Annotated in this window: 30 protein-coding genes, 3 pseudogenes and 1 riboswitch; of the genes and pseudogenes, 11 read left to right on the plus strand and 22 right to left on the minus strand. The window is 43.5% G+C overall.

The features are described 5' to 3' along the window. Positions 1-74 precede the first annotated feature (74 nt). The 3 genes and pseudogenes from QYF49_RS14585 to QYF49_RS14595 all read right to left on the minus strand — a co-directional run bounded on the left by QYF49_RS14585 (position 75) and on the right by QYF49_RS14595 (position 1,984). Complete coding sequence (locus QYF49_RS14585; protein ID WP_290400289.1) at positions 75-512, minus strand: DUF2512 family protein; 438 nt, start codon at positions 510-512, stop codon at positions 75-77. Between the two features lie 137 nt (positions 513-649). Further along, positions 650-1,662, minus strand: a pseudogene (locus QYF49_RS14590) (HTH domain-containing protein). A 118-nt stretch (positions 1,663-1,780) separates the two neighbouring features. Beyond that, positions 1,781-1,984: an alpha/beta-type small acid-soluble spore protein gene (locus QYF49_RS14595; RefSeq protein ID WP_290400290.1), complete on the minus strand. Its 204-nt coding sequence runs from the start codon at positions 1,982-1,984 to the stop codon at positions 1,781-1,783. 129 nt (positions 1,985-2,113) lie between these two features. On the opposite strand from QYF49_RS14595, the gene QYF49_RS14600 reads away from it, so the two are divergent. After that, entirely contained in the window at positions 2,114-2,950 is an 837-nt protein-coding gene (locus tag QYF49_RS14600) for a deoxyribonuclease IV (RefSeq protein WP_290400291.1), read from the plus strand. A 38-nt stretch (positions 2,951-2,988) separates the two neighbouring features. Here the strand turns inward: QYF49_RS14600 and QYF49_RS14605 are convergent, their stop codons facing one another. Both QYF49_RS14605 and QYF49_RS14610 read right to left on the minus strand, forming a co-directional pair. Then, positions 2,989-3,711, minus strand: coding sequence for a TraR/DksA C4-type zinc finger protein (locus QYF49_RS14605; protein ID WP_290400292.1), 723 nt, complete (start codon positions 3,709-3,711; stop codon positions 2,989-2,991). A gap of 170 nt (positions 3,712-3,881) precedes the next feature. After that, positions 3,882-4,100: an alpha/beta-type small acid-soluble spore protein gene (locus QYF49_RS14610; protein WP_290400293.1), complete on the minus strand. Its 219-nt coding sequence runs from the start codon at positions 4,098-4,100 to the stop codon at positions 3,882-3,884. A 175-nt stretch (positions 4,101-4,275) separates the two neighbouring features. Here QYF49_RS14610 and QYF49_RS14615 point away from each other — a divergent pair, with 175 nt between their 5' ends. Together QYF49_RS14615 and QYF49_RS14620 are read left to right on the plus strand one after the other, a co-directional pair. Then, complete coding sequence (locus QYF49_RS14615; protein ID WP_290400461.1) at positions 4,276-4,707, plus strand: SRPBCC family protein; 432 nt, start codon at positions 4,276-4,278, stop codon at positions 4,705-4,707. Then, positions 4,707-5,036, plus strand: coding sequence for an ArsR/SmtB family transcription factor (locus tag QYF49_RS14620; RefSeq protein WP_425589577.1), 330 nt, complete (start codon positions 4,707-4,709; stop codon positions 5,034-5,036). The genes QYF49_RS14615 and QYF49_RS14620 overlap by 1 nt, the downstream gene beginning before the upstream one ends. A gap of 31 nt (positions 5,037-5,067) precedes the next feature. On the opposite strand, the gene QYF49_RS14625 is transcribed toward QYF49_RS14620, so the two are convergent. The 4 genes and pseudogenes from QYF49_RS14625 to QYF49_RS14640 form a co-directional block, all read right to left on the minus strand. Beyond that, positions 5,068-5,910: a YitT family protein gene (locus QYF49_RS14625; protein ID WP_290400294.1), complete on the minus strand. Its 843-nt coding sequence runs from the start codon at positions 5,908-5,910 to the stop codon at positions 5,068-5,070. A 215-nt stretch (positions 5,911-6,125) separates the two neighbouring features. Next, entirely contained in the window at positions 6,126-7,760 is a 1,635-nt protein-coding gene (locus QYF49_RS14630; RefSeq protein WP_290400295.1) for a SulP family inorganic anion transporter, read from the minus strand. A 26-nt stretch (positions 7,761-7,786) separates the two neighbouring features. Continuing rightward, positions 7,787-8,375 (minus strand): annotated as a pseudogene (locus QYF49_RS14635) (beta-class carbonic anhydrase). A gap of 433 nt (positions 8,376-8,808) precedes the next feature. Further along, positions 8,809-9,888, minus strand: coding sequence for a hypothetical protein (locus QYF49_RS14640; RefSeq protein WP_290400296.1), 1,080 nt, complete (start codon positions 9,886-9,888; stop codon positions 8,809-8,811). Between the two features lie 427 nt (positions 9,889-10,315). Here QYF49_RS14640 and QYF49_RS14645 point away from each other — a divergent pair, with 427 nt between their 5' ends. Genes QYF49_RS14645 through QYF49_RS14655 form a run of 3 tightly spaced genes read left to right on the plus strand, consistent with a single transcriptional unit; the run spans position 10,316 to position 12,875 of the window. Beyond that, the gene (locus QYF49_RS14645; RefSeq protein ID WP_290400297.1) at positions 10,316-11,701 is read left to right on the plus strand and encodes a DUF2254 domain-containing protein; all 1,386 of its coding nucleotides are present in this window, start codon (positions 10,316-10,318) and stop codon (positions 11,699-11,701) included. A 46-nt stretch (positions 11,702-11,747) separates the two neighbouring features. Continuing rightward, positions 11,748-11,948, plus strand: a complete 201-nt coding sequence (locus tag QYF49_RS14650) for an alpha/beta fold hydrolase (protein WP_290400298.1) — start codon at positions 11,748-11,750, stop codon at positions 11,946-11,948. 18 nt (positions 11,949-11,966) lie between these two features. Continuing rightward, the gene (locus QYF49_RS14655) at positions 11,967-12,875 is read left to right on the plus strand and encodes a DNA-3-methyladenine glycosylase family protein (protein ID WP_290400299.1); all 909 of its coding nucleotides are present in this window, start codon (positions 11,967-11,969) and stop codon (positions 12,873-12,875) included. An 11-nt stretch (positions 12,876-12,886) separates the two neighbouring features. Here QYF49_RS14655 and QYF49_RS14660 read toward each other — a convergent pair whose 3' ends face one another. Next, the gene (locus QYF49_RS14660) at positions 12,887-13,813 is read right to left on the minus strand and encodes a S66 peptidase family protein (protein ID WP_290400300.1); all 927 of its coding nucleotides are present in this window, start codon (positions 13,811-13,813) and stop codon (positions 12,887-12,889) included. Between the two features lie 206 nt (positions 13,814-14,019). On the opposite strand from QYF49_RS14660, the gene QYF49_RS14665 reads away from it, so the two are divergent. Then, a complete protein-coding gene (locus tag QYF49_RS14665) occupies positions 14,020-14,193 on the plus strand; it encodes a hypothetical protein (protein WP_290400301.1) in 174 nt (57 codons plus the stop codon). Positions 14,194-14,221: 28 nt separating this feature from the next. Here QYF49_RS14665 and QYF49_RS14670 read toward each other — a convergent pair whose 3' ends face one another. The 8 genes and pseudogenes from QYF49_RS14670 to QYF49_RS14705 all read right to left on the minus strand — a co-directional run bounded on the left by QYF49_RS14670 (position 14,222) and on the right by QYF49_RS14705 (position 19,716). After that, a complete protein-coding gene (locus tag QYF49_RS14670) occupies positions 14,222-14,587 on the minus strand; it encodes a DUF2325 domain-containing protein (protein WP_354005829.1) in 366 nt (121 codons plus the stop codon). Further along, positions 14,571-14,666: pseudogene (locus tag QYF49_RS14675) on the minus strand (ATP-binding cassette domain-containing protein); the annotation flags it as partial. The pseudogene QYF49_RS14675 and the gene QYF49_RS14670, both read right to left, overlap by 17 nt. Positions 14,667-14,751: 85 nt before the next feature. Continuing rightward, positions 14,752-15,891 (minus strand): FMNH2-dependent alkanesulfonate monooxygenase, encoded by a 1,140-nt coding sequence (gene ssuD / locus QYF49_RS14680; protein ID WP_290400303.1) that lies wholly within the window; start codon positions 15,889-15,891, stop codon positions 14,752-14,754. Continuing rightward, positions 15,888-16,493 (minus strand): NADPH-dependent FMN reductase, encoded by a 606-nt coding sequence (gene ssuE / locus QYF49_RS14685; RefSeq protein WP_290400304.1) that lies wholly within the window; start codon positions 16,491-16,493, stop codon positions 15,888-15,890. Before ssuE ends, ssuD begins: the two co-directional genes overlap by 4 nt. Before the next feature lie 13 nt (positions 16,494-16,506). Further along, positions 16,507-16,839, minus strand: coding sequence for a hypothetical protein (locus QYF49_RS14690; protein ID WP_290400305.1), 333 nt, complete (start codon positions 16,837-16,839; stop codon positions 16,507-16,509). A gap of 28 nt (positions 16,840-16,867) precedes the next feature. After that, positions 16,868-17,872, minus strand: coding sequence for an aliphatic sulfonate ABC transporter substrate-binding protein (locus tag QYF49_RS14695; RefSeq protein WP_290400306.1), 1,005 nt, complete (start codon positions 17,870-17,872; stop codon positions 16,868-16,870). A 196-nt stretch (positions 17,873-18,068) separates the two neighbouring features. Continuing rightward, entirely contained in the window at positions 18,069-18,923 is an 855-nt protein-coding gene (locus QYF49_RS14700) for an ABC transporter permease (RefSeq protein ID WP_290400307.1), read from the minus strand. Positions 18,924-18,948: 25 nt separating this feature from the next. Continuing rightward, a complete protein-coding gene (locus tag QYF49_RS14705; protein WP_290400308.1) occupies positions 18,949-19,716 on the minus strand; it encodes an ABC transporter ATP-binding protein in 768 nt (255 codons plus the stop codon). Positions 19,717-20,020: 304 nt separating this feature from the next. Next, positions 20,021-20,125: riboswitch (SAM riboswitch) on the minus strand. Between the two features lie 184 nt (positions 20,126-20,309). Between QYF49_RS14705 and QYF49_RS14710 the strand changes: the two genes are divergently transcribed. Both QYF49_RS14710 and QYF49_RS14715 read left to right on the plus strand, forming a co-directional pair. Beyond that, on the plus strand, positions 20,310-21,188 hold the full coding sequence (locus QYF49_RS14710) for a VanW family protein (protein WP_290400309.1): 879 nt from the start codon (positions 20,310-20,312) through the stop codon (positions 21,186-21,188). A gap of 91 nt (positions 21,189-21,279) precedes the next feature. Continuing rightward, positions 21,280-21,573 carry a hypothetical protein gene (locus QYF49_RS14715; protein ID WP_290400310.1) on the plus strand — a complete coding sequence of 98 codons (294 nt, stop codon included), beginning with the start codon at positions 21,280-21,282 and terminating at the stop codon, positions 21,571-21,573. Positions 21,574-22,077: 504 nt separating this feature from the next. On the opposite strand, the gene QYF49_RS14720 is transcribed toward QYF49_RS14715, so the two are convergent. Both QYF49_RS14720 and QYF49_RS14725 read right to left on the minus strand, forming a co-directional pair. Beyond that, the gene (locus QYF49_RS14720; protein WP_290400311.1) at positions 22,078-22,818 is read right to left on the minus strand and encodes a GNAT family N-acetyltransferase; all 741 of its coding nucleotides are present in this window, start codon (positions 22,816-22,818) and stop codon (positions 22,078-22,080) included. A gap of 183 nt (positions 22,819-23,001) precedes the next feature. Beyond that, a complete protein-coding gene (locus QYF49_RS14725) occupies positions 23,002-24,003 on the minus strand; it encodes a ketoacyl-ACP synthase III (protein WP_290400312.1) in 1,002 nt (333 codons plus the stop codon). Positions 24,004-24,127: 124 nt separating this feature from the next. On the opposite strand from QYF49_RS14725, the gene QYF49_RS14730 reads away from it, so the two are divergent. Next, positions 24,128-24,733, plus strand: coding sequence for a winged helix-turn-helix domain-containing protein (locus QYF49_RS14730; protein WP_290400313.1), 606 nt, complete (start codon positions 24,128-24,130; stop codon positions 24,731-24,733). Between the two features lie 32 nt (positions 24,734-24,765). On the opposite strand, the gene yunB is transcribed toward QYF49_RS14730, so the two are convergent. Together yunB and QYF49_RS14740 are read right to left on the minus strand one after the other, a co-directional pair. After that, positions 24,766-25,494: a sporulation protein YunB gene (gene yunB, locus QYF49_RS14735; protein ID WP_290400314.1), complete on the minus strand. Its 729-nt coding sequence runs from the start codon at positions 25,492-25,494 to the stop codon at positions 24,766-24,768. 260 nt (positions 25,495-25,754) lie between these two features. After that, positions 25,755-26,132: a peptidoglycan-binding domain-containing protein gene (locus tag QYF49_RS14740; RefSeq protein WP_290400315.1), complete on the minus strand. Its 378-nt coding sequence runs from the start codon at positions 26,130-26,132 to the stop codon at positions 25,755-25,757. A gap of 197 nt (positions 26,133-26,329) precedes the next feature. Between QYF49_RS14740 and QYF49_RS14745 the strand changes: the two genes are divergently transcribed. Further along, positions 26,330-26,718, plus strand: a 389-nt coding sequence (locus QYF49_RS14745; RefSeq protein ID WP_290400316.1) for a hypothetical protein, incomplete at its 3' end; no start/stop codon positions are given.

Raw genomic sequence — 26,718 nt, forward strand, 5'->3', positions numbered from 1 at the left:
TACCCATTGATTATTTTATAACATAAGAAGGGAACGGCGATTTTTCACCTGCAAACAAATCCATGAATGATCCGTCACTTTTTGCGGGTTGGATCTTCGTCCTTTGCAAATTCTGTAACAAACCTCAGCTTTGGAGTGGCGCCGTGGTGCCTGATCTCCCTTTTTTGTTCTGGCATGTGTTTGAGCAGATAGCGATGAACATAAACCTCCGCTGCAGTAATAATAGCAGCTGAAATGGCGCTTCCCCAGGCAATCTGCAGATAGCCATGAAGCAGAATCGACCCAAAAATCCACACGATCGCATACGTTAAAATAAATTCTGCCCATAATGTATTGGTTTTGCCGATTCGCGACAGCAGGATGCGGTCAGCCAGGATGTAGGATACGGCCGTTGCTGTAACACTGAAAGAAATGATGTCAGCCAGTGTTGCATCGAAAAAAAGATCAAGCCCAATAGAAAATGCGATCAAGCTCACGATAAATTTTAATAAAATTACTTTTGCCTGTTCCAATGATAAAACCTCCCTTTCCTGCTACTAGTTTGCAACAAATAAAGCAGGTTCATTCTTTTTGGCAAAGAATTTAAACATGCAAAAAAAGCTGGTGCGCATCATAAACTGTACCCCTTGTAAAGGACATTGTAAAAAAACTAGGCTACTTTAAGAAGATGATCTCTGTATTGAACAGGGGTCATCTCAGGGGTCATCTTTTTCATATTCCATTGGTATCTGTCGTAATTGTAATAGCGAATGGCATCTTTTACTTCTTGTTGGAGCTCTTTTAAGGTTTCACACGATTTTACCTCAAGCAGGTCCTTAAGGACTCCCTGTTTAAATTGTCTATTCAGCAGATTGGGAACCACCTTGTGCTCCTGTGTCGCTTTGATCGTCCGCTTGTATGGATTGGCTCTCCGAATAGGGCATTCAATCCCGTATTTCTTCATGATCCTTCGGATTAATTTAAGGTTTGCGACAACACCAAATTGAGCAGCCAAAACCATCTTGATCTGCCGTGCCCCTTTCTTGCGATTCTTAAATTTGTACGCCTTTAGAATCAAGTCGCGCCAGGCCACATCCTTTTTCTCCTTCACTTTTCTTCGTTCTACTTGTTCAGCTGAAAAATAGTTATAATAACCCTGACGGGATACACCAGCGACTTTACAGAGGTGGGAAACCATTCCTTTTAAGTAGTACTTCTCAATGACAGATTGGATCAGATTGAATTTCTGGTCCGCTGATACCTTTATTTCTTTTTCTTTTGACCCCTTTCGGCAAAGCGAATCTTTTTTAATAGTTCGTTCTCTGCTTTCAACAAATTATTTTCGGCCTCTAGTCGAGCAAACTTATCTTCGACGGATAACTCTCCGTCCTTAGATCGGCCTGAATTGCCTGCCCTTGTATCACGGAGTCCCATAACACCTTGATTACGATAAGCCAATCGCCACCTGTTGGCCGCAGCCTTAATACGTTCCATTCCAACAATCTCTATATCAAATCCACAATCTTCGAAGATCTCTCTCGGAAACTTCCCCTGATTATTTTCAGTGATAAAGATCTCTTTAAATTCGTCTGTATAGGTAATTCCTTTGGTGCTTACTGACTTTACATAAGGATTTTTGGATAATAACTCGATGTCTTTTTTCGAGAATAATTTTTTACTCATACTCTTCTCCCGTACCATTTTTTCTTCATTGTACATAAAAAGACCCTCTGCAGTAGACTTTTTTTAAGTGTCTACTACACAGGGTACAGTTTATCACTGCGGCCAGCTTTTTTTAGAATTAGCGAGTAAATCCAGAAAGCTGCTGCTGAGCAGTAGCCACCAGACGTTTGGTGATTTCTCCGCCTACTGATCCGTTTGCACGGGATGTTGTATCAGCTCCAAGCTGAACACCAAATTCAGAAGCGATTTCCCACTTCATTTGATCAAGTCCCTGTTTTGCCCCTTGGACTAAAACATCATTGTTATTTCCACGTCTTGCCATATGTATGTTCACCTCCTTTTTGTTAACTTCTCTCTAAAAAGGTTTTTTAATGCAAAATTGAATGAAAATATTTCCTCCGCTAATGATAAAAGCAAATCGTCTATTTTATTAGTATGGGGGAAGTAAACCATGATATTCGGCAGCCATGTCAGCATAAGAAACGGCTATTTCTCGGCCGCTCAATATGCCGCATCCATTGAGGCACGTGCTTTTCAATTCTTTCCTAAAAACCCCAGAAGTCTCACGATCAAACCATTTAATCAAGAAGATGCTGAACGGTGCAAGACCTATTGCCAGCAGCGGCAACTTGTGTCCATCGCGCATACTCCTTATCCTACCAGTCTTACTCCGCATGAGGATAAAAAGCAGCTGACCATTGATTCTCTCGTAAACGATCTTGAAATTGCAGAGGCATGTGGTGCGGCAGGGGTAGTCGTTCATTTCGGCACCAGGATCATCAATAATGCTCCGCTATCATCTTACCGCCTAATGATTGCTATGCTCAACAAGGTGCTTCAGCACTGGGATGGCAAATGTAAAATACTGCTCGAAAATAATGCAGGAAAAGCGGGTTCACTTGGAGTAACGATGGAAGAACTTGTACAAGTAAGGAATCTTACAGACTTTCCGGAGCATATCGGTTTTTGCCTTGATACATGTCATGCTTTTGCAAGCGGGCTATGGAATGGGGACAATTGGCAAGAAATCGTGGAGAATGGTGAAAAACTGGGATATTTTGAGCATTTAAAGGCTATTCATCTTAATAATTCGAAATATCCATCTGGACAGGGAAAAGACCGCCACGCCAATCTTTTTCATAATGGAAAGATCCATAAAGATCAGCTTCTTGGGCTCATCAATTCTCCTGTACTGTCTGGCCTCCCTTTTGTTCTGGAAACTCCTTCAGAAGAGGGAATAACTCATGCGGAGGAAATACAACAGTTACACAAGGAGTGTGGAAAATAAAAAACTCCCTGTATACTACAAAAGGAGTTTTTATCGGCTTACACATAGTCAGAGTCGTCATCCGTTAGTTCCTGATCCAACAGGAACCTCTCATAATCTTTATGCATTTTATTCGGGATGATACGGGTATTGCTGCCATCCATGTCTGTTGCAATGAAACCTTCAATATCCTCAACGTATCCCACATTTTCCTCTGATTCAACAAACATTTCGTTGTAATTGAGCATTCCGTTTTCGGAGAAATCCGATGGCGTCTCACTCGTTCCATAAACGGCTACATCCTGCCAGGAGTCTTCTGCATCGTAGAAGGTAGCATCTTTTTCATCATTATCGTATTTGCCATATGGCGGCATCAATACTTCTTCTTCGATTGGGCGGTCATTGGAACTCGTTTGTTCAAGGCTATGTTCTTTGCAGTAAGCTGTAGTAGGAAGGGCCTCCAGCCTCTCCGCGCTGATTGGCTGTCCGCACGTTTTACAAAATCCATATTCTCCTGCATCGATTCTTTCAAGAGCTTGCTGAATGGATTTCAATTCAGCTTCATTTAAATCGTTGAGCGCAATATCTTTTTGCCTCTCGAACAGTTCTGTTCCCAGATCACCCGGATGGTTATCATAATTGGAAAGTTCTTTTACCGAATCTTTCACAAGCTCCAATTCATTTCCATAATGACGGTTAAATTCCAATCGATCATTCAGTTCCTTTTGCATTTGCTCCAGCCGATCTTTAAACTGACTGATTTTCTGCTGTGACCACACCATGTTATAACCTCCGAAAGTAGAATCTCGTTCACATTTGTATTATTCAACACAAAGAGAACGCTCATACTTTTCAATCATTGGAAAAAAATAAGGACTGCCTATTTAAAATAGGCAGCCTTGTCCATTAAATATTCTGTTTTGGAGTTAAGCTTGAATGCTATATCCGCTAATTAGCGAGATTGTTGTCCACCAAATCCAGAAAGTTGAGATTGAGCCTGAGCTACTAGACGTTTAGTGATTTCTCCACCAACAGATCCGTTAGCGCGAGAAGTTTGGTCAGCACCAAGTTGTACACCAAATTCAGAAGCGATTTCATACTTCATTTGGTCGATAGCTTGTTGAGCACCTTGAACTAATAGTTCGTTACGGTTTCCACTTTGTTGAGCCATGTGTTTCACCTCCTCGATTGGTATACTTAAATTCTCTCTCTAATGGTGTTGAACCATACTATGTAATATTTGTAAAAATCAAAAGGCCATTGACATGTAACCAACTGGTTTTATATAATCCATAAAGTGAAACCATTTGGTTTTATATTTCCAATTAAAAAGAGAGGTTAAAATGATGTCCAATACGACTGAAGAACGATCAAAAGATATTCAATACTCGGAAATTTTTAATGCTCCCATTGAAAAAGTGTGGGAGACTGTCGCGACTGCAGAAGGAATCTCTTCTTGGTTTATGCCCAATGATTTTGAGCCGAAAGTCGGCCAGGAATTTCATATCCAATCTCCATTTGGACCTTCGCCATGTAAAGTGCTGGTCGTTGACAAGCCGCATAAGCTTTCATTTGCATGGGATCAATTTGGCTGGATCGTAACATTTGAACTAAAAGAAGAAGATGGCAAAACCCATTTCACACTCACTCATGGAGGTTGGGGCCACCCGGATGCCATCCTTCCAAAAGCACAGCAAAAAGTGTCCGCTGTCCGGGACAATATGAACGGCGGCTGGGCGAAAATTATGCAGAGCTTGAAGAAAACTGTTGAAAAATAATGAACACAGCTAAAAAGCACGACGTCTTCCAAGCAATCGCCGATCCCACGCGCCGTGAAATTTTAAAAATGCTTGCTGGCAAAGAACTTGCGATTACAGAAATAACGGTTCGATTCCCAATGAGCCGGACGGCAGTGTCCAAACACCTGCTGATCCTGTCTGAAGCAGGTTTAGTAAAAAATCGGAAGTCCGGCAGGGAAAAACTGTACACTCTTCAAGCCGAGCCTTTATCGGAGTTAGACCAATGGCTCTCCTACTTCGATCAGTTCTGGCAAAATAAAATATCCGTTCTGAAGCATCTGGTAGAAAATGAAGGTCAAAATTCATAGCAAAACCCGCCGTTTCCGCGGGTTTTGTTTTTTACCAAATATTCTTGAAGTTGCCGACAATCTTATGGGCAGGGATTGCCGAGATGAAGGCTGTCTCATCGATTTTCTTCACAATCTCGACAAGATCTGCCCATTGAATATTAACAATGACACATAATACAACCTGTTTACTCGCGTGAGAATAGGCGCCTTCCCCTTCCCACGACGTCACACCACGATGGAAGGCTTCATTTAATGCAGCTGAAACCTCAGTGCCTTTATCGGTGACGATCATGACAGAGCTTCGTTCGGCCACAGTCAGTATCGTATCGTATGTTTTCGCGCCGACATACATCGAAAGAATGGTGAACATGGCCGACTGAACATTAAAGATAACAGCGGAAACGGAAATAATAATAAAGTTCATAATCAGACCGAAGCGTGCAATCGAAAGATTCTTGTACTTTGCGATGACCCGTCCAAGTACATCAAGCCCCCCGTTGGAACCGCCTGCTCGAAGCATAATGGCTCCGCCAGCAAACGAAACCGCCCCTCCAAATATGGAAGCCAGAATGATGTTATGTGTCCACATCATCTTGATGGGAATAACGTGCAAAAACAACGAATCAAAACCGACGGCAAGCAGTGTATAGATGATGAATTTTTTGCCCAAATGAATATAGGCCAGGACGAGGAGCGGAATATTATAGAGAAAGTATTGTGTACCCACGGACCACCCCAGCGTATTGTAGAGGATCATACAGATTCCCATCAGCCCGCCCGAAAGCAGGTGAGCCGGAAGAAGCAGCGTATTCGAGCCTACTCCGATAAGGAAACTTCCAAAAATAATACAAAGCACTTCAAAGGCAATTCTAACCATTCTGTTCTCCATCATGTGCAACCCTTCTTTTCAAGCAATTATGTATTAAACGTATGTATCTTACTATAAAAAACTTTATGAATGAACAAAAGCAATTACTTCTCGTTTAATATTATCTTTATTGCCTGAGAGTAAACCTTTAAAGAAGAGAGCTGAAGGAAATGGTGCCAGGCACCGCAATTACACAAGTATGTAAAAGCGGTGCCTGGCACCAGTTTAGCAGAACCAATTCAGCTGATGTTCATAGACACCTCTTTTGTTCTGAGAAGTGTTTGAGCCCTTTGGAGCGCTTCTTCCATTCGATCGAAGAAATGATGGTGCCCGATTTTCCCTGCCAATCCTGTCTTTTCAAGCAGCCTCTTTGGGTCCGGCTGCAATCCCACGATGATGAGTTCCCCGTTCTGCCGAGTGACTTTATTCGTGAGGCTCAATAATGCGGCTTCAGCACTCGTATCAATGTATGGAACGTTTTGCAGTTTAAGAATAACGACTCCCTTTTTGTGCTTATTACTGACATGTTCTTCCAATTGATTGGTAGATCCAAAAAACAGCGGTCCGCTTAACGTAAAGACTTGAATCCCTTCATATTCTTGCTGAACCATACCGTTTTCTATTGTCTGGACTTTATTAATATGCAAAGAGCTACTCATTCTTCTGATAAACGCAGCGAATGCCAAAATTAAACCGGCAATAACAGCTGTTGCCAGATCCGTGAATACAGTAAGAAGAAACGTAATAAGCAATACCACCGAATCCATCGTTTTGGTTTTCAGTACATGCATAAACTGATTTCTCTCACTCATGTTCCAGGCTACTGCCATCAGGATAGGTGCCATACTTGCTAAAGGAATATGTGAAGCGTATGGGGAAAATAGAAGCAGGACCAGAAGTACGACCACCCCATGTGTGACCCCCGAAACCTTGGATACGGCTCCGCTTCTAATATTCGTCGCAGTTCTTGCGATGGCTCCTGTTGCTGGTATTCCGCCAAACAGCGGCGTCACCATATTTGCGATTCCTTGTCCGACCAATTCTTTGTTGCTGTCATGCTTGCTTCCTTCTTTCATTCCATCTGCCACCATGGCGGATAACAGGGATTCAATACCTCCAAGCAAGGCGATGGCGATGGCCGGCGGAAGCAAGTAAACCAATTTCTCGACGGATAGCTCAAAGAACTGCAACTCAGGCAATTTATTCGGTATATCGCCGAAAGTCGTTCCGATCGTAGGAATCTTGTCGGGAAACACCAGTAAAGCGAACAAGGTCGATCCCAGGAGGCCAACAAGAGCCGGAGGTATTTTTGTCGTCATTTTCGGAACAATAATCAGCAGGAATAGGCACGTTAGTGCAACCGCCACACTTTGCCAGTTGAACGTATAGATCTTGTCCGCGATCGCCATCATGTTCAGGTGAAACTCCTCATGCTTTTCAACCTTTTTCAAGCCTAAAAAGTTTGCGATCTGGCCAGAGAAGATAATAACAGCAATACCTGTAGTAAAACCTATGATGACGGGTCTCGGTATGTACTTAATGAGTGAACCCCATTTCAGCAAACCCATGATGACAAGTATAATCCCTGCCATAAATCCTGCGATCAGCAGGTTTTGAAAGCCATATTGCATAACAATTCCAAGAAGAATAGGAACGAATGCCCCGGTGGGACCGCCGATCTGATATTTTGAACCGCCTAAAAGGGAGATGAGAATACCGGCAATAATCACCGTATATAATCCGTTCTCCGGCCGGACTCCAGAGGCAATGGCAAATGCCATCCCAAGCGGAATCGCAACAATTCCAACGATGAAGCCTGCAACCAGATCTTTCCTAAAATCCTGAAAAGTATATCCTTTAAATCTGTTCAACATCTCAATAATCACTCCTCTTCCTCTGTCTATGATTCCGAACGGTACAACACTTGCTCTTCGAAAAGTTCACCTTTTACAGGGAATAACTCACCGGTATGCGGATCGATAACAAGCCCGTGGACACGAATATCTTCTGGGAGTAAAGGATGCTTCTTTATAAGATGAACGGTGTGCTCAACACTATGCTCCACTTTTTCAAAACCTGTCAGCCAGCTTTCAAGATCAATACCTGCTGAAGAGATCGTTTCTATTTGTTCTTTTTTAATACCTTTTTCGATTACTTTTCATGAAGGTTCGGTGCCTTAAGCCGGCCATACCACAATCGAGGTGACCGACCACACAAACTTCTGAAGCATTCAATTCATAGATGGCTACCAAGATGCTTCTCATAACACTGCCGAACGGATGTGAGATTACAGCACCCGCATTCTTAATGATTTTTGCGTCGCCATTACAAAGCCCCATGGCTTTTGGCAACAACTCGGTGAGCCGTGTATCCATACACGTTAAAATAACAAGCTTCTTATCCGGAAACTTTGTGGTCTCATACGCTCTGAACGCTTCCTCTCTAACAAAGGATTGATTGTGCTGAAGAATTTCTGAAATAATGGCCATTATTCTCTCTCCTTTTTCAGTTGAGTGTAAGGATTATAGCGCTCATTATACAGTGTAACGTGACACTGTACATTTACAGCATTGTAAAAAAAACTGGGTATGTAACCGCAATCATTGAAAAGAAATACATATTTTATGACAAAAGAAAGACAGGAATGATAATGTTAACGGGCTGAATGGTACAGGCTATGTGACTTTTTTCCGGGTCAAAAGAAGAATCATGATGTACACTGAACCCCATGTATTAATAATCTCCAAAGAGATATTAAGCAGGTTTGACGTTACAATAAACGAAAAAAAAACGGAAATCTATAGGGATTGTTCAAATTTTCCTTCAAAAAGCGAAAACCATCCTGAATAGCAAGAGCTGAAATTAAAAAAGAAGCATCCGCCAATGAGCGGATACTCCTTTTTATTGTATTCGAAAACAAAATTAGATCAGTTTGCTTGTATGAATGGCCTCCCGATACCCTGAACGTGTAAAATGAAACGATTCATCGAGAAATCCTTCCCGCTGAAGTGATTCAAGAGTTTCCTCCGGTATATTAATGGTCAGTTCATCCAGGCGTGCATTAATTTCACTTAATGATGCCGTACTTACAAAGTCAGGCTTAAGCAGACGAACAATTCCTTCAATTCTGGAATCCCGCTTTTGGAAAAGCTGTGGTGTTTTATTAATCGCCTGGGAAATCTTGTTCGTAAACTGTATGAGTTCCTGCTTAAGATTAGAGGCCTGAGTTTCTTTTTCCTGAAGCTGCTGTTGGAAATATTTCCTCTCTTCTTCATTCAGATCGGCTCTCGTATACAGCTGCTGGTAAATCTGGGTTTTATCCATCTCAATCTGTCTGAGTTCTTCTTCTTTAAGCCGCTGGGTTTTCATGTCTTCTTCACTCGGCTCATAACGGTAATCTTCATATTCAATCCTATCTTCTGTCTTCGGCCGTTCTTCCTCTGCTGCCCGCGACGTGACGGACGGAGCCTGAGGCTCCTCAAGACGTTCTTCAGCAGCAGGCTCTCTTTGCCCATCCCTGTCTGCAGCTTCCACAGCCTGTTCTTCCTGTACGTCCTCTGCCAGCTTATCATCAACCGGCGGTTCTTCATCAATGACCGATTTATTCCTCGTAGTTTTCACTTCTGCTTCAAGGAACGTTTCCTCTGGTTCGGTATGATTTTGATTTTGATCGTTTCTTGATGCCTGGGCTTGAGGAAATGCTTGTACTGCTGCAGGCTCATCCCTATTCAACTGAATGGAACCTTCCTCTAATCTGCGGACGAGGTCATTAAACTTTTTGTAAAACATCACTGAGATCGTCAACGCAAAAAGAGAAGCAAAGAGAGAAATAAAATCAGAGAATCGGAAAACAAAAGGCGAGGTGGCAATCTTATAAAAAAGTAAAAGAGCAAATGCACCAATAACAATAACCTTAAGCCAGCTTTCACGATTCTGAATCTGTTCACTTTTGCCAGAACCTCTGCTGCTTCCTCCAAAAAAAGATAATAACTTTTTATTCATAGCGTGTCCCTTTCTTCCACTGGTGCCAGGCACCAGGTAGTAAAGCCTTATGCTGCTATTACATAAATATCGAGAACTTCCGTTTGTTTTTAGGGGTTTATTATTCCTTTTACCCATTTTCCAAACCTTTAATTACCACCTCCTACAATATTTGTAATGCATTTATACCTTATTGCCCAGGTAAGCGGGGAGATCCTCAATTCCTATATTCAATTTTTCGTTCTGTAGTCCTTCTTACATAAATTAGAAGTGTAAAAGTGTGTTATAAAGGTAAAAGTTAACTGAATCTACCGTTGCTAGATGAGTGTCTTTATTGTGAAGCATTTTTCGATGCCTTTACGCTTTTGTTACAAAAGACACATGCCCGGCAGCACGATCGAACCATTTAATGCGGGTCAGGAATATCTTTCCATGAGGAGTGTATGATATGGCACAAGTAAGGCTGCTTGATAAATATTTACGAAGATATACACAATTGTCTGAACGGGAACTTTCCCATCAGCTCCAGACTAATTTATGGTTTACCCCTGTACTTTACATTTTTAATTCGTTTATTCTCTTGGCGATCGCATTCACAGCTGACTACAAGCTGAAGACCGGGGAAAAAATGTGGAGTATCTTTTCAGTGAATTATGATCTTACCCAGGCTCTGGTCAGCACCCTGACTGCAGCAACCTTAACACTTACCACTTTTACCTTCAACTTGATTCTAGTCGTTTTCACTACCTTTTCCGGCCAATTCTCACCCCGGATCCTAAAAAACTTTATCGCCAGCAAAGCCACACAGCGAATCCTGGGAATATTCACCGCCAGTTTTTTCTACATGCTTTTTTCCTTTTTGTTTTTAAACAAACGCTTTACTGAGCAGTTTTTTACTGTTCCGCTCATGGCGGTGATTCTCGCTTCTGTGTCCATGGGCACTTTTATTTTCTTCATTAATCATGCCGTTGCCTGGCTGCAGGTGAATAAAATGACTAACGAGATGAAAAAAGAATCATTAGCCATCGTTGATGGATCTCTTCAGAAGGAAATTGAACCCTACAGAGTAAAAGATACAGGGCCCGTTAAAAAATTGGTGGAGGACCTCGTAAAATCACCCGGCAATCAAATTAAATCGAATAAAGCCGGATACATCCAGCTTATTGATTTTGCTGAAATTATGGAGGAAGCTCAGAAAGACGACATTATTATTGAGCTGAAGCATGCGATCGGCGATTACGTGTTCAATACGACTCCTATACTTACCTATTGGAAAAGGCAAGGGCAAACAATTGATGAGTACAAATATCTCGCGTTTTTTAGTTTTGGAAAACGCCAGACGGAAGTACAGGACATCGAATTCAGTATCAACAAACTGGTTGAGGTCGCTATCCGCTCAGTGGGAAACTTCGACCCTAAAACAGCACAGAACGCGATATATCAGCTGGGTGAGCTCTTAACTTACATTTCATGTGTCGCTAATTTTGACCCTTATTTAGTTGATCCGAATGGACAGCTGCGTGTCATCCTTCAGGAAAAAGAGTTCAGTCATTACCTTTATAACGGATTGGGATATATCCGGCACTATTCTGAGAATAATGTGGTGGTCGGCATCGAAATTCTGAAAGTCCTGGATATGATTGCACAATCAGCAAATCCAAGAGACTATGAAGCGATATGGGACTTTGCCGTCTACACAGCCCAAGGATTTGAAAAAGACTTCCTATTCGGGCTTGATTATGAAAAATTCAATAGTGCCCTGTATGATATCGCGGTCTCCACAAAACATGAAGGAGACTACGAGCATCTGCGGGAAAAAGCAGGATCTCAATGAAAGTAAAGGAGGCAGCTGTTATGTTTAAAAACTTTGAGTTAAAAGAATGCAGTTGAATGAAGTCACGATTCGCGTCCGTATTGGCGGGGATGGCCCCCCTCTTCTTCTTTTGCACGGACATCCGCAGACTCATGTTATGTGGCATAAGATCGCCCCAAGACTCGCCGATGATTTTACGGTCGTTGTTCCTGACCTAAGGGGATATGGCGAGAGTTCCAAACCTACATATGATAGGCTATATAAATAAAAGATTAGGAGTTTGTCTATGTGGATTCAGAAGGGAAATCGGATTGAGATCGAACGGCATGATGTTCTTTTTGAAGAGTGTCTTCGTTATTTAAACCGGAACCAAAATGAGCTGCTGCATGAAGTAGATATAGAAAATAAAGTCATTAGGAAAGCGGTACGCTGTGAAAAAGAAATTGTTTTGATCCAGCTGGAAGCCACAGATCAGCATCTCCTTTTATCATTTCCATTACGTGTTCCTGATTCACGTTCAAAAGCCGAGATCGTTCATCACGTCATCGATTGGATGGACCTGGACCGCGATCTTGCCCCCTTCTACCAGTTGGCAAAACAGGATCATATCTTAAATCACATCGTACACGGACGGGAGGGGCTTCGGATGATTGGGGTCCCTGACCTGTTTGAGGCTATGGCCTGGTCGATCATGGGACAGCAAGTCAGCCTTCATGTGGCTTATTTGCTTAAGAAGAGGCTTGTGGAACGCTATGGGGAATCTGTGGTTTGCGAAGGAAAAGAGTATTGGACGTTTCCTGAGCCTGGCATCATCGCCAAACTTACAAAAGAGGACTTGCTCTCCTTAAAGTTCACGAACCGAAAAGCAGAATATTTGCTTGGGGTTGCTGACATAATCGCCACAGGTCAATTAAAAAAAACGGCGTTGCAGCAAATGCCTCTGCCTGTGATGGAGAAATCATTGATTGCCATTCGCGGAATCGGGAGCTGGTCAGCAAATTACGTGATGATGAGATGTCTGCGCCACCCTGATGCTTTTCCTGCAGCCGATGTGGGTCTTCATAATGCTTTAAAGAAGGTTATCGGTTCCCATTCCAAGCCAAGCCTTTCAGAAATCATGGAATGGTCTGAAAAATGGACGGACTGGCGAGCCTACGCCACATTTTATTTATGGATGGAGCTGGCGGCTGAATGAAAATGACAGCATTATGCATTGCTCACACTCGGCTCTAGAATCGTAAAGCGGTTGTTCACGGTATCCAGGTTTGCCTGGGCGCCGATCGGAATGGCCGCCTTATAATACCCATGCGCGGTTGTGACGTTAGTCATCAATGGTTTTCCAAGTGGAACCATATAGTTAGTAATGAGCTGATCATATGTTACTCCGTAAGCAGGTTCGCATCCTGTACATTCTCCCATCACAATGCCTGCACACTCCTCGAATGTCCCTGCTAGTTTTAAATGATCGATATAGCGGTAAACGGTGTTGATCGGTTCATGGGTTTCCTCGATTACTACAATTTTTCCGGCCATATCTATTTCATACGGAGTTCCTAATGTATCCACAAATGAAGTCAAATTGCCGCCAACAACTTCTCCTGTTACATTTCCCCTTACTCGGCTGATTTGTGGAATGCCAGGCGGATTCACAATTTGCCGTGGCGACTGGAACGTTGAAGTGGCCAGAAAGAACTGGTCATAGTTATATGCTGGTGTATTCAGATTAAAATCCAGAAGAAGAAGACTTTGCAAGGTCATTAAATCTGCATATTGATACAGCACATTCAGCAAGATCGTAATGTCGCTGTAGCCCGAGACGATTTTAGGGTTCTGCCGAATGACATCAAAATCAAGATAGGGCAAGATCCCTGCAACTCCTACCCCTCCTCTAGTCGGAAGAATCATCTTCACGTTTTTGTTCGTAAACATCTCCATTAGATCGTCCGCCCGCTGTTGATCCGTTCCAGCTAAAAATCCAGTATTCGCATATACATTTCTTCCAAGGACAATATTAAATCCAAGATTTCTCAGTGTCGTTATACCTTCATTAATTCTCTGGGCCGAAAGAGGGCTCCCGAGTGTCACAATTCCGATGGTGTCACCTCTTTGCAGTATCGGTGGTTTAACAGCCATAAAATCATCCCTCCATCAGCACGATCTCCCATCGAAATTCCATCATTTATGTATATTAAAGGGATCATTTTGCTATAACTGAATCTTTTTTATATCCTGCAAATGAATTTCTAAAAAGGAACAGGGAACAGAGCGGATACGTAGAAGTATATAAATATAACATCGTGCCGTTCCTGATTCCAAAAAAATAAGAAAGGGGAATTTGTATGAAAGAATATAAGGTTATTGAATCCAGCGGGCGGTTTACTTTCAGCCTGGAAACGTTAAAGGACCTAAACACTCCGTTATCCCGAGAGGAAGCCGAACAAATCAAAGAAAAGCTGGAAGAATGCGTCCCCTTCCAGCTCGAGGTTGTAAAAATTGATTCAACGAAAAATTGATGACCTGCCCATCGTATGGCAGGTTTTTTCATGTTAAAATGAAAGCCTCCTTCTTATGTTTTGTGTGATTATTTAAGATTTTTGTTTTTTCAAGTACCGCATAGATCGAGCACCAGGATCTCTTTGAAAAATAGATCGGTATGTTCTGTTTGTTAGCCTTTTTCTTAATTGCAGCTGAAAATTCATGATTAATAAAATCCGTTAGTACGAGAACTAAATTCACATGGCTGGGAATCTCCTTTTGAGACATTCTAGCTTTTCTTCCGCTCACATGAATGATTTCCTTTATCCCTTCATACTGCAGCTTCTTTGTAATTTTTCCAAGATGATCTCCGCCAACAATCATTAACGATGGCATAACAGCCTCTCCCTTCCCTAGCGGCGACAGGTTCATCCATGACAAGAAAATCTGGATTGAGTGCCATCGCTCTTGCGATGACGATCCTTTGCCTTTGGCCACCGGAAAATTCATGAGAATTCTCCAATCGCATCTTCAATCCTGATTGTTTTTTTCTTCCAGTAACATCTATTTTGTTTAAGCAAGTTTACTACAGTGCTTTATTTTGCTTTACTTTTCAAAGGGAGATACGTATTGGCTACCACTTCTCCAAACGAATGAAACGGGCGCTTCGCCTCCGTTTCTGGATGTGCGAGTTTAAGTCTTGGAAAGAGCAGTTCAGCCACTCGGTACGCTTCTTCAAGATGCGGATAGCCTGAAAAGATAAAGTGATCGATTCCAATATCCTGGTATTCTTTCATTCTCTGTGCAACCGTATCTGGACTCCCTACGAGCGCGGTTCCTGCCCCCCCTCGTACCAAGCCTATACCCGCCCAAAGGTTAGGACTGATTTCCAAGGAATCTCTTTTTCCATTATGAAGAGCAGCCATCCGCTTCTGCCCGACTGAATCATATCTTGAGAACACCCTTTGTGAAGCGGCGATCGTTTCTTCATCCACATATTGAATCAGCGAATCTGCCGCAGCCCACGCCTCTTCTTCTGTTTCCCTGACAATCACATGAAGCCGGATTCCAAAGCTCACCTTCCGTCCCTGCTGAGCTGCCAGCATCCTGACCCTCTCGATCTTTTCTTTTACCTGTCCAGGCGGCTCCCCCCAGGTCAAATAAACGTCAATATGCTTGGCGGCTACTTCTAGCGCCGCATCAGAAGAACCGCCAAAATACAGCGGCGGATATGGCTCTTGCTCTGAAGGAAGGAGTATTTTTCCTTTTTCCACCTTCAGATGACCCCCCTCATAGTCAACCACTTCTCCGGCAAGCAGCCCCCTCCAGACCGTCAAAAATTCATCCGTCAGCTCATAGCGTTCAGTATGTGATAAGTGCAATCCGTCACCGGCAAGCTCTACTGGATCTCCCCCTGTCACCACATTGATCAATAACCTTCCATCAGAAAGACGGTCAAAGGTGGAAGCCATTCTTGCCGCTAGAGAGGGAGAGATCAATCCCGGACGTACCGCGATGAGGAATTTCATCTTTTTGGTGGCCTGAATTAAGGAAGATGCGGTCACCCACGCATCTTCGCATGAGTGTCCCGTCGGCAGGAGTGCCCCTTTAAAGCCAAGGCTATCTACCGCCTGCGCAATTTGGCGAAGATAGGAGAGCGTAATAGGCCTTCCTCCTTCTGATGTTCCCAAATACCGGCTGTCTCCATGTGTCGGCAAAAACCAATATACGTTCATGCCTTATTCCCCTTTCCCTCAGTGTCTCCCGTAATCTGAAGTTCTCCTTTTTCTAAGTCCTTGATGTACCAATCTTTCTTTACCTCATCGATCAGTTCATTCAGTGATACGATCAGCCGTTTCTCGATTTCCGGATCAAACGTAACGTCATGGCCATTGTTATGCTGCAGCTGCAGATCGATTAAGTAAATACCATTTAATATGTTCCTTGCTCCAATCGCATAAAGGACCGGCTTTAACGCATAATCGATGCTCAAGAGATGAGCGATGGTACCTCCCGTTGCGATGGGCAATATCCTTTTTCCCGCTAGAATATCGCGTGGCAGCAGATCCAATAGTGACTTAAGGACCCCCGAATACGCTGCCTTATACACAGGAGTTCCGATAATGACGGCTTTTGCTTGCTTTATGCTCTTCTCAATTGCTTTCAGCTGTGGACTTTGAAAATTGCCAAGAACAAGATCCTCCGGCGGGACATCAAGTACAGAAAAAGATTCTGTTTCAAGTCCCCCTTTTTGAGCGAGCTCACTTAAATATTGAAGGACGATTCCTGTTCCCGAGGTTACCGATGGACTTCCCGATATGGTTACGATGTCTGCCAAAGTATATTCCCCCTTAAATGTTTTTTATAAAAAAGGTGTGCAGCGCTCTTGCCAAACCTCCTGTGCCGAAGGAAACGTGTGCTCCACGGCTTTCCTTTCCTTTCTTGCTTTGAACGTCGGACAGGAATTCAAGGATGTACACTCTGCGATAGAGAATGTTTCTTACTCCCTGCTTTGCAAAATAGTTTTCAATCGTGTTGTACAATCCTTTATTCACTCCGTATCTTTCTTTGCAAAGGCGTGTGAACTCAAGATCAGTTAAATTAACAAGGTGCAGCTGTTCCTTCGTGATCGATGCAACAAAGTTTTTTGGGCGGTGCCATTCTCTTAAAGACGCTTCTGCCATGTTCATCCCTCCATCAAAATGTTTGCTGTCACTCCTTCTCCAGAGCCTTCTCAACAAACCGGTTCTCTATCACTTTTGATGTATTGAGCTTTTTGTTGATGCCTCCGACTTTATACAGAAAATCAGCCTGATGCTGATGGGCTTTTGCGAACTCCTCTGTTGTCGGAGATAGGATTAAATCCGATCGCTTTAAGACCGTGCGGACAATTTCCGGATCCAGTTTCTCACGCTTCGCAATTTCATTTGTTACTTTATCCGGATGATGGATAAATTCTTGTCTGACTTTTTCATACGTTTTTAAGAAGACGACCGTTAAGTCAGGATGCTCCTTCGTAAACTGTGTTCTAGCCACGAGAAAGCTTGGCGCATTGATATTTAAGTCCTCTCCATCAGCGAGGGATTTTGCCCCTGTTTGATAGAGTGCAGTGGTTGCGTAAGGCTCCCAGGTCGACCAGGCATCAATGGAGCCGTTATCGAGGGCAGGCCTTGCTTCATCAGGCTGCAGCTGTACAATTTTTATATCTTTGTCGGTCAGACCTGCCTTTTCAAGAGCCATGTAGAGGAAATTGTAAGCACTGCTTCCTTTAGCAACGGCTATTTTTTTACTTTTTAAGTCCTTCAAATTTTTGATGCTGCTGCCCTTAGGAATGATGATGGAATTTCCTTTTTTTCCGTTGGTTGTTACCGCAATCGCTTTAAAGTCCACATCACCAGACTGCCCGGCAATAAGAGGCGTACCCCCAGTGGCACCGAAGTCCAGCCTTCCAGATGCCAGTGCCTCAAAGTGAGGAGGACCGCTTGCAAATTCGTTCCATTTTACTTTTACGCCTTCTTTCTCAAACGCTTTTTCAAAGTATTTCTTTTCACGGGCATAAGGAAGAACGCCGGTACTTCCCTGGACTCCGATATTGACCGTAACGTCACCTTTCTGCTCAGCGTTCGTACTTTGTTCACTACAGCCGGAAAGCAAAGCCATCAATAAAATCAATAGGAATACACCCGGCATGATTTTTCTCTTCGTTAATTGTGTCATCTGTTTTCTCCTCTCCTTATATGCAATCTACTCCTAAACTTTTAATTTTTAAAATAATTAAAATTCCAGTGTTTGATCCACGGTTGAGCTAGGATGGCTCCACGAAGCTTCGTGGTGGCCCATTCCTGTCAAAAAGGGATTAAGATGGAGCTGCCTTTTGTTTTGAGCCATACCGAACACCTCCTTTTATGATTTTTCACCCGATAAAGCTGTCGCGCCATTTCAGAAGCCGTTTCTCAAAATAGCGCACCAGTGAATCGGATGCTTTACCGAACACCGCAAAAATGATAATTCCAACAAAAACAACCGACGTTTGAGAAAATTGCCGCGCATCCATAATGAGGTATCCGATGCCTTCACTTGATCCCATCAATTCGGCGGCGACCAAAGCCAGCCAGGCCGCTCCCAACGACAGGCGCAGACCAAGAAGAATATTCGGCAATGCAGCCGGCAGAATGAGTTTTGTAATCTGTTTCCATTTGCTGAACTCAAGGATCTTTGCTACATCAAACAGCTTAGAGTCCACCCCGCGGATTCCCAAGAACGCATTCACATATAGCGGGAAGAATGCCGATTTTGAAATCAGCAATATTTTTGATAGTTCACCAAATCCGAACCAGAGTATGAACAAGGGGATCACAGCCAGCGATGGAATGGTCCGCAGCATCTGCAAGGTCGGATCCAGGGTTTGCTCTGTTTTACTTGAAAATCCAACAGCAAGCCCAGCCAAAAGCCCAAGCCCCCCTCCCAGCAGAAATCCTGTAATCGCCCGCAACAGACTGATCTTAAAATGGGTAAATAACTCTCCCGTGCGGATGAGATCTTTAAATGCAATGAAAATTTCACTCGGCCGAGGCAGCAAGGTGGCTGAAATCAGTCCATAGGCACCTGCAATCTCCCAGATGACAAGAATAAAAAACGGCAGTGCTAATCCTCTCACCCGATGGGAAAGGGGTGGTTTTTTTCGGTTTTTTGTTTTTACGGCGGACTCTTTTCTTCTCTGTTTTCGATCCAAGTTGGCTGTCGTTAATACTCCAGTCTGATCGCTCATCCTTTCATCTCCTTTGCCTCGTTTTTTATTGGAAAGCTTCTGATTGTTCGTTTTCTTCTACTTTTTCAAATTCACTCAATACCCGCTGCCGTATTTTTTGGAAGGCGGAATCCGTTTTCCGCCGGGGATGCGGCAGTTCGATCGGTATTACCTCCCGAATCGTGCCCGGCCGGGGATTCATAATAACAACTCGGCTGGCAAGATAGATCGCTTCATCAATATCATGTGTAACAAAGATCATCGTTGTCCGGTTCTTTTCCCAGATATCGAGGAGCACCTCCTGCATATGTGACCGTGTAAAGGCATCCAGGGCTCCAAATGGCTCATCTAAGAGGAGAACCTTAGGATTTCTAAGCAGGGCCCTTGCGATCGATACCCTTTGGGCCATTCCTCCTGACAGCTCTTTTGGATAAGCATTTTCAAATCCTTCCAATCGGACAAGCTTGATCAGTTCGCTTACTTTTTCTTTTGTTTCTTTTTCTTTCAAAGGCAAGTTTGCCGCAATATTTTTTTCAACAGTCAGCCACGGAAATAATCTTGGTTCCTGAAAAATAAATCCTTTATCGATGCTCGGCCCGGATACTTTTTGATTATCAAGCATCACAGCACCCTCATGCCTTGTATCCAAACCAGCAATTATCTTTAGCAGCGTGCTTTTTCCGCAGCCGCTCGGGCCGATCACCGTGATAAATTCACCTTTGTTCACACTGAGATCTATACGTTCCAGTGCTTTCATCACGCTTTTCCCCGTTTGGAAACTTCGATCCAGTTTTCTAATTTGCAGTAAAGTCATTACCAATCTCCCTTTCTTCTTTACGATTCGGCAAAAGAAAAACAACCGGAAACCTCCTTATTTTAGGAAAGCCTCCGGTCGTCCGGTCGACGCAATGTTTGAATGGCCGTGCTGCGAATAAAATTCCCCCTTTCAAATGAAAAAAGGTTCATGTACGAAAGAAAACCAAAGACCATGTCTGCGAATTTCAAGACACGGCCTTTGGTTTACCAATCAGCTGTACGATATTTTTTTACTCTTAAATAAAAAACCTCCCCTTACCTGTCACGGACGTGTAAGGGGAAGTGTATTGCATGTTCTTCCTTTCTTATCGTCCAAGCTGATGCTTGTTGGATTTGGCACAGTTCTCTGAAAGAGTCCGCTGCCGAGGTTTCATGGGGCCAATTCCCTCCACCTCTCTTAATAAGAAAAAATTATGTAGGTTTAAATCATATAAACCCCATCGGATTAATTGTTATTAAAACAGGTATAGAATACAAAGTCAATAACATTTTTGAAAAATCTAAAAACAGCCGGGTCGCCGATACATTATCAACCTTCTTACATAAAACGATTCAGCCTTCAACATACTAATTGTTGGGAGGTTATTCGTTATGTTGCTTTCTTGGTTAACCGGTATATTGCTGGCCGTCCAGCCCCTCAATATACCAGACAGCATTTCTTTAGTACATGAAGGGCAAACCATTGCGATTGTTGATCGAAAGGACTTCATGATCCCGCTGCCGGGTACGCCCGTTATCGACGGCGAGAAACTTGACTTGTTTACGGCAAAATTGGAGGGGCAGATCTACCGTCCGCCTCTAAACGCAAGGATCAATGAATCGGGAGGAATCACTTCTGAAAAAAAAGGATCCATGCTCTATAAAAAAGCGTTTAAAGAACGATTTTATATGAGTTTTTTCAGTAAGGGGCCTGTAAAACTTGAAATTCCTCAATTACCGGTCCATCCAAGAGTGGACAGCGAGCTTCTAGGAAATATTCGCACGAACCAACTTGCTCATTATGTTACCTATTTCAACCGTTCCAACGAATCCAGGAGCCATAATATTTCACTTGCTGCAAAAGCCATTGACAACCATGTCGTATTTCCTGGAGAAACCTTTTCCTTTAATGGTGTTGTAGGCAGACGAACATCGGATAAGGGGTACATGCGTGCCCCTGTTATCGTGCGGGGGGAGCTTTCGGAAGGAGTCGGCGGTGGAATCTGCCAAGTGTCCTCTACCCTTTTCAATGCAGTTGACCGGGCAGGACTTCATATCGTTCAGCGCTTTTCACACAGCAGGCTTGTCCCTTATGTACCGAAAGGGCGAGATGCGACCGTAAGCTGGTATGGCCCGGACTTTCGTTTTCAGAACCGTTTCAACCAGCCGATTCTTATACGAGCGAAAGCGTACGGAGGGAGCATGATGGTGATGATTTCGTCTTCTGACGTCATTCACGTGCCTCCAAAGAAAAGCACTAATATGCGGTAGGGACAGTAATTGTGTCAACATTGTTAACCATTGAGCAAACCCATTCCCATTTCATAATGGCGGTGTTAGAATAAACGAGGATTTGATCATCTTGGAGAGAAGTGATGACATGAAAAGTCTTCCGTTTTTCTATATGCTGTTCCTAATTAATGGATTGCTGCTTGCCGGTGGATTAGTCAGCCCGACTTACGTTGTTGTTGCCCGCTGGAGCATGGTTTTCTTTAATATCACAGCACTTGCTGCTCTCGTCTATTTCAAAGAACAAAGCAAGAGAAAAAGATGGAGCAATGTTTCACCACGGGGCCGTGTATTATGGTGGGGAGCTTTCTTGTTCAATATCGTTTCTGCAGCAAATGAAGTGCTGCATTCAGGACTGTTTCAATAATTGGAAATTACAGCTCAGCATAATGCTGAGTTTTTTTATTTTTCCGGGTGAATTTGGATGTTTGTCCTAAAGCGAATCAGGCCAAAGAATGGAGAGCATGATAAGCACAAAAGGGAGTTGGCGAGTTGTTTGGTTTTACAGAGATATGGAAATTTTTCTTATCATTTTTTTCATTCTGCCTGCCGTAATATTATTGCATGAATCCGGACATTACTTTTTCGCCAGAATCTTTGGAGAAAGGTCAGAATTCATGTCGGTACAGGAAATGTCATCATGAAGGTCGGCGCACTTCGTATCCATTTCAGGATGTGTTTGAAGCTAACCTTTTCTTTTACCAATTCACGTACTTTTCGTTTTAATACGTGTTCTTTTCCCTCATGCCTATGGAACAGGCGAACGGATACCCGAGTGATGGACTAGCGGCGCTTAATGCGATCAAAGGAATCAGTCTGGAAAAATCAAAATTAAACAGCCCGCCTGCATGCAGACGAGCTGTTATTTATGTTAAAAACACTTATAAAATACGTCAGTATACGCTTTTGCTTCACACCCGTTTTTCTCAAACACCCTCTGCATTTTTTGGTTGGCCAGGTGCGTACTTCCGATATAATATTCCGCCCCCATCTCTTTTAAGAACGACAAAGATTGGCCATGCATTTTCGTTCCGCTCCCTTTAAACCGTTCTTGCGGAAGCACTCCGAAATAAAACAATCTGCCTTCATTTGAAGTACCTGGTTCAATATGAGGAATGGAGATCCCTTTTGGGCCCTTATTATCATAAAACACCCGGCAGGAATATTCCCATCCGCTGCCAAGTTCCTTTTTTACGGACTGTAAGTGTTGTTCCATCGTAAGTGATGAAGGAGCATTGTCCGAAAGCAGCATGCATTCCCTCCATATTTCGATGAACTCGGCTTCAGTCAGGGTTTCATCTTTCAAAGAGAGCCATTGAAACATAGAGGTTTGGTCTTTTAATCCGCTTAGATTCCGATATACATCTACCTTGGAAGAGTAATAAACAAATCCCCTGCCGATTAATTCATTTGCAAGGTTCTCATAATCTCTGCCATCCCGTAATAGTACAGCCTGAATCCGCTGAAGGCTCTGCTTCTTGGCTCTCAGTAAAATTTGTGACAGCCCCTGCTTCCACTCTTCGGGCTTAAGCTCGGGATCTGCCTGTTCAATTATGATATACTCAGGGCTTCCATCTAAAATTTTCATACCGGGTAAATATGGATTACACATAAAGGAACGCCTTTCCCCTTTGTAAACACCTCAAAGTTTCCGCGTTTCGTTCGTACCACCTTCGTTTCCCATTGTCTCATCATTGCACCACCATCCACATTATTATCTGGCCTTCCATTCAACATATACTCCATTTGATTTTTATTTCCTTGTCCAAAACAGCCGCCCGTCAGCGGCTGTTTCTCAGTGTGATTGTTTCGCAGGATCAGGGCTCCATCGCAGCAATTGGCCGGCGTGTGTGAGCCCCCCGCCGAATCCATACAGCAAAAGGATGTCCCCATCGTTCAGCTTTCCTTTTTTTATAGCCAGATCCATCGCTAGCGGAATAGAAACCGAGGAAGTATTTCCGCAGAACTCCACGCTGGTGAGCATTTTTTCTTCCGGAAACCCTGCTTTTTCACAAATCGACTCAATCATTCTCAAGTTTGCGCTATGAGGTACAAACCAATCCACATCATCCAGCTTCATCGCCGCTTGATCTATAAGTTTATGAATACCCTCAGGAATGGTGCGGACTGCCCATTTGTAGACTTCTCGCCCATTCTGGACCATCTTATCTGTCTTTTCCATCTCCCACCCCTTCATGCTGGTGGAAAAATTCGTTCGGTACACATGTCTTCCTCCATCTCCTTTCGTCCCATAATGGGCAGAAAGAAAACTGTGATGTTCCTCATCTCTTTCAATCAAAACAGCTGCGGCTCCATCACCAAAAAGGATGCAAGTAGATCGGTCCGTATAGTCTGTTGCTTTTGTCAGCGTTTCAGCTGCTACAACTAAAATTTTTTTATGGAGGCCGGAGGTGATCAAACCGTTTGCCATATGAAGGCCATACGTAAATCCAGCACAGGTAGCATTAAAATCGTAGGCGAGGGTATGGGGAATACCGAAAAAGTCTTGAATTTGGCAGGCTACACTTGGAAAAACAAAGTCAGGTGTGGTTGTAGAAACAAGTATGGCATCAACATCATCAAGTCCCTTGCTGTAGCGTTCGGTTAATTCTTGAACAGCCTTTATAGCCAATGTGGAGGCAAACTCATGCTCTCCTGCCACTCTTCTTTCCTTCATGCCGGTACGCTGTACAATCCATTCGTCGCTAGTATCGACGAGCTTCTGCAGATCTTCGTTTGTCAGGACTTTCTCCGGTACATACGTGCCGATCGCTGTCAGCCGTGCTTTTGATTTCATATTCAGCCCCCCAAAAAATTTATAGGTTAGTATTATTACTAGGTACTAATTTTACAATAAGTTTACCACGAATCCCCAGGAAATCAATTAGTTTTCCCTGATAAATATTTTGTCGAACGATTAAGTGGCTCAATGGAAAACACAATCGATTGATTTAATGAAGATCTTCTCAGATCCCAGACGAATCAGGATTCTTCACCTCGCTTCCGAGCAGCCCGTAACGGTAAAACAGCTCGCCGGTGAACTGAACGAGCACCCTTCCAGGCTGTATTATCACGTGAAAAAGCTGCAAGACGCAGATCTTCTGGAAGTGGCGAAAACAAAACAGCTGGGTAATCTTGTGGAGAAATATTATCAAACCGTTAACATGGAAGGTGTGCTGTATAGAGGTGAACTCCAGGCACAGGCCGAACAGCCGGAAGTCGCACTTTCACTTACCTATCAATTAATCGATCCAGCGTTAAAGCTGTATGAAAAATCGCTAGCGAAGGTGAGAGAAGAAAAAGAGCTGGGGATTGAACTGAGTGAGCTCCCCTATCATGTAACGATCAATTCCTCGAGCGACCGCATGACAGCAAAAGAATGGCAGGAATCCTTTCCTCCCATCATGAAGGCATTGGGAAAAAAAGAGAAAAAAGATTTCGACTGGCCTGACGCCCTGGAAAAAGGCTCGTATTGTAATCCCAATTCATCTTGCTCCCTATCTCCTTCAGCCATGAGTAATTACTAAAATAAACTCTATCCATATGGCGATAGAGTTTATTAGTCTTTTTTGTTTTTATCTTTAATAATAGCTGGTTTAAATAGACCGGCGCCATCTCCATAGTATTCCGGAACATCTTGCGGCAAATACAAATCTCCAAGCTTCACATCGCTTTCAATCGCTTCTTTTTCAGAAGAAAACGGTACAACAACCTGTACATGTACTTTTAGATGAACATATACCTCAATATACGTATTGTTAATGCCAATATTTTTTGTCTTCGTTTTAAGCTCAGAATCTACATTACCCACTATGCTCATTTCGACCGGAATGGGCGGACCAACATCGGACAGCAAAGAATTATTAAACGCAGCACCTAGAGGGATCTGATAGACTACTGAATTTAGCCGGTTGCCGAACCTGTCTTTTTTGGTATGCTGCTGACTCTTAATTTCATCATGGATACTCTCGGTCATCTTCCCCAATATTTGATTAAACATCTGGTAATTCAAAGTATAAGCCGGGCGCTGTCCTTCCTCCTTGTTTGTGATGATCAGTTTATTCATATCAATTTGATCTCTGGTTTTAAGGATGGCATCGTTAATCGCTTCATCACCAATATTGTGAACTTCCGAACGGGCGATATTTTTTAGAATGGGCTGTATTTTATGGTCAACTAACCAAAAGGCAAAAATAGTCATACCGAGGAGCATGATCAACGAGTATAACAGCACACGTTTAAACGGCAGAGGTCCTTTACGCAGTTTCATTCGATGGCCAAACATCATACACCTCCTTCTTTATACGTACGTCCGGAAGAAAGCATTTATTCCTTGTACGCTAAGCGCTTCAGTATTGCCCAACAAAGAAAAACGTGCCTGATTCGGGCACGTTTTTCTTTGAAGGAAAGCTTATAAGGATATTTTTAGACGAAGGTACGTTTAATTCGCATATAACCGATACGTATCTGTTAATTTTTCACCATTACCATAGATATACGCTTTGGAAGGCGCGTAGAAATTAGAGCTATCGTTTTTCCAATGAATTCTTAGGGCCATGTATCCACCGGCTCATAGGTGTTCGTTCCTCTCTTTTCAATGAATTTGGAAAAACTGTCCCATGTCCGAGGACCCACTACGCCATCCGCGGCAAGGTGGTGTGTTTTCTGATATTTTTTAACAGCAGCTTCCGTTTTTGGACCAAAGATTCCATCGGAGTCGAAGACTGACGAATCAGTATAAGATCTGAGAACATTGATAATATACTGCACGTTCTTAACTTCCACGCCCCGTGCATCCTTGCGCAGGATTGAATTCTTATCCCAGTCCGCTGGGTGATGGAAGCCCGGTGCTGAAGCTGATGCTGTAGAAAAGGAGATCCCCCATGCCATGAGGACCACTGCCAAACCGGTAACGATTTTTTTCATTTTTACCAACTCCCTTTTTGTATGGATTTAATACCCTTTACAAATTTCCCCGCAGCCTGAAGATTCCCCCTCTTTGTAAAATTAATCCTTTCTTTCTTGAGGCCAATGCCCTGTTTTTGACCTGTATCTTAAGAATCAGTGTCCAACCACTGTTAGTCAGAATAGGATAGTTTGTACGTAAATAAGGAGGTTTCTGGATGAACCATTATTGCAAAAGAATGTATCCCCAATTCCCGGGCATGTTCCCCGGGATGCCTGGCGGACAACAGCAGGGAGGCCAGACTCAGCAAGGCGGACAACAAGGGCAGCAACAGATGCCGCAGTTTCCGGGCATGTTCCCCGGGATGCCTGGCGGACAGCAGCAGGGAGGCCAGACTCAGCAAGGCGGACAACAAGGGCAGCAACAGATGCCGCAGTTTCCGGGCATGTTCCCCGGGATGCCTGGCGGACAGCAGCAGGGAGGCCAGACCCAGCAAGGCGGACAACAAGGGCAGCAACAGATGCCGCAGTTTCCGGGCTTGTTCCCCGGGTTGCCTGGCGGACAGCAGCAGGGAGGCCAGACCCAGCAAGGCGGACAACAAGGGCA

The organism is Fictibacillus terranigra (genome assembly GCF_030412265.1).
Taxonomy (GTDB): domain Bacteria; phylum Bacillota; class Bacilli; order Bacillales; family Fictibacillaceae; genus Fictibacillus_C; species Fictibacillus_C terrinigri.

What these genes read in the sequence shown, in the direction of transcription:
- QYF49_RS14615 (WP_290400461.1), top strand. Translation starts at nt 4,276, where the DNA reads ATGTCCAATACGACTGAAGAACGATCAAAAGATATTCAATACTCGGAA.
- QYF49_RS14725 (WP_290400312.1), bottom strand. Translation starts at nt 24,003, where the DNA reads ATGAAATCAAAAGCACGGCTGACAGCGATCGGCACGTATGTACCGGAG.
- yunB (WP_290400314.1), bottom strand. Translation starts at nt 25,494, where the DNA reads ATGATGTTTGGCCATCGAATGAAACTGCGTAAAGGACCTCTGCCGTTT.
- QYF49_RS14705 (WP_290400308.1), bottom strand. Translation starts at nt 19,716, where the DNA reads ATGACTTTACTGCAAATTAGAAAACTGGATCGAAGTTTCCAAACGGGG.
- QYF49_RS14610 (WP_290400293.1), bottom strand. Translation starts at nt 4,100, where the DNA reads ATGGCTCAACAAAGTGGAAACCGTAACGAACTATTAGTTCAAGGTGCT.
- QYF49_RS14605 (WP_290400292.1), bottom strand. Translation starts at nt 3,711, where the DNA reads ATGGTGTGGTCACAGCAGAAAATCAGTCAGTTTAAAGATCGGCTGGAG.
- QYF49_RS14660 (WP_290400300.1), bottom strand. Translation starts at nt 13,813, where the DNA reads ATGGCTGTTAAACCACCGATACTGCAAAGAGGTGACACCATCGGAATT.
- QYF49_RS14740 (WP_290400315.1), bottom strand. Translation starts at nt 26,132, where the DNA reads ATGAAAAAAATCGTTACCGGTTTGGCAGTGGTCCTCATGGCATGGGGG.
- QYF49_RS14655 (WP_290400299.1), top strand. Translation starts at nt 11,967, where the DNA reads ATGTGGATTCAGAAGGGAAATCGGATTGAGATCGAACGGCATGATGTT.
- QYF49_RS14700 (WP_290400307.1), bottom strand. Translation starts at nt 18,923, where the DNA reads ATGAGCGATCAGACTGGAGTATTAACGACAGCCAACTTGGATCGAAAA.
- QYF49_RS14710 (WP_290400309.1), top strand. Translation starts at nt 20,310, where the DNA reads ATGTTGCTTTCTTGGTTAACCGGTATATTGCTGGCCGTCCAGCCCCTC.
- QYF49_RS14670 (WP_354005829.1), bottom strand. Translation starts at nt 14,587, where the DNA reads ATGAACCTGTCGCCGCTAGGGAAGGGAGAGGCTGTTATGCCATCGTTA.
- QYF49_RS14645 (WP_290400297.1), top strand. Translation starts at nt 10,316, where the DNA reads ATGGCACAAGTAAGGCTGCTTGATAAATATTTACGAAGATATACACAA.
- ssuD (WP_290400303.1), bottom strand. Translation starts at nt 15,891, where the DNA reads ATGAACGTATATTGGTTTTTGCCGACACATGGAGACAGCCGGTATTTG.
- QYF49_RS14695 (WP_290400306.1), bottom strand. Translation starts at nt 17,872, where the DNA reads ATGACACAATTAACGAAGAGAAAAATCATGCCGGGTGTATTCCTATTG.
- QYF49_RS14665 (WP_290400301.1), top strand. Translation starts at nt 14,020, where the DNA reads ATGAAAGAATATAAGGTTATTGAATCCAGCGGGCGGTTTACTTTCAGC.
- QYF49_RS14690 (WP_290400305.1), bottom strand. Translation starts at nt 16,839, where the DNA reads ATGGCAGAAGCGTCTTTAAGAGAATGGCACCGCCCAAAAAACTTTGTT.
- QYF49_RS14630 (WP_290400295.1), bottom strand. Translation starts at nt 7,760, where the DNA reads ATGTTGAACAGATTTAAAGGATATACTTTTCAGGATTTTAGGAAAGAT.
- QYF49_RS14595 (WP_290400290.1), bottom strand. Translation starts at nt 1,984, where the DNA reads ATGGCAAGACGTGGAAATAACAATGATGTTTTAGTCCAAGGGGCAAAA.
- QYF49_RS14620 (WP_425589577.1), top strand. Translation starts at nt 4,707, where the DNA reads ATGAACACAGCTAAAAAGCACGACGTCTTCCAAGCAATCGCCGATCCC.
- QYF49_RS14625 (WP_290400294.1), bottom strand. Translation starts at nt 5,910, where the DNA reads ATGATGGAGAACAGAATGGTTAGAATTGCCTTTGAAGTGCTTTGTATT.
- QYF49_RS14640 (WP_290400296.1), bottom strand. Translation starts at nt 9,888, where the DNA reads ATGAATAAAAAGTTATTATCTTTTTTTGGAGGAAGCAGCAGAGGTTCT.
- QYF49_RS14720 (WP_290400311.1), bottom strand. Translation starts at nt 22,818, where the DNA reads ATGTGTAATCCATATTTACCCGGTATGAAAATTTTAGATGGAAGCCCT.
- QYF49_RS14650 (WP_290400298.1), top strand. Translation starts at nt 11,748, where the DNA reads ATGCAGTTGAATGAAGTCACGATTCGCGTCCGTATTGGCGGGGATGGC.
- QYF49_RS14600 (WP_290400291.1), top strand. Translation starts at nt 2,114, where the DNA reads ATGATATTCGGCAGCCATGTCAGCATAAGAAACGGCTATTTCTCGGCC.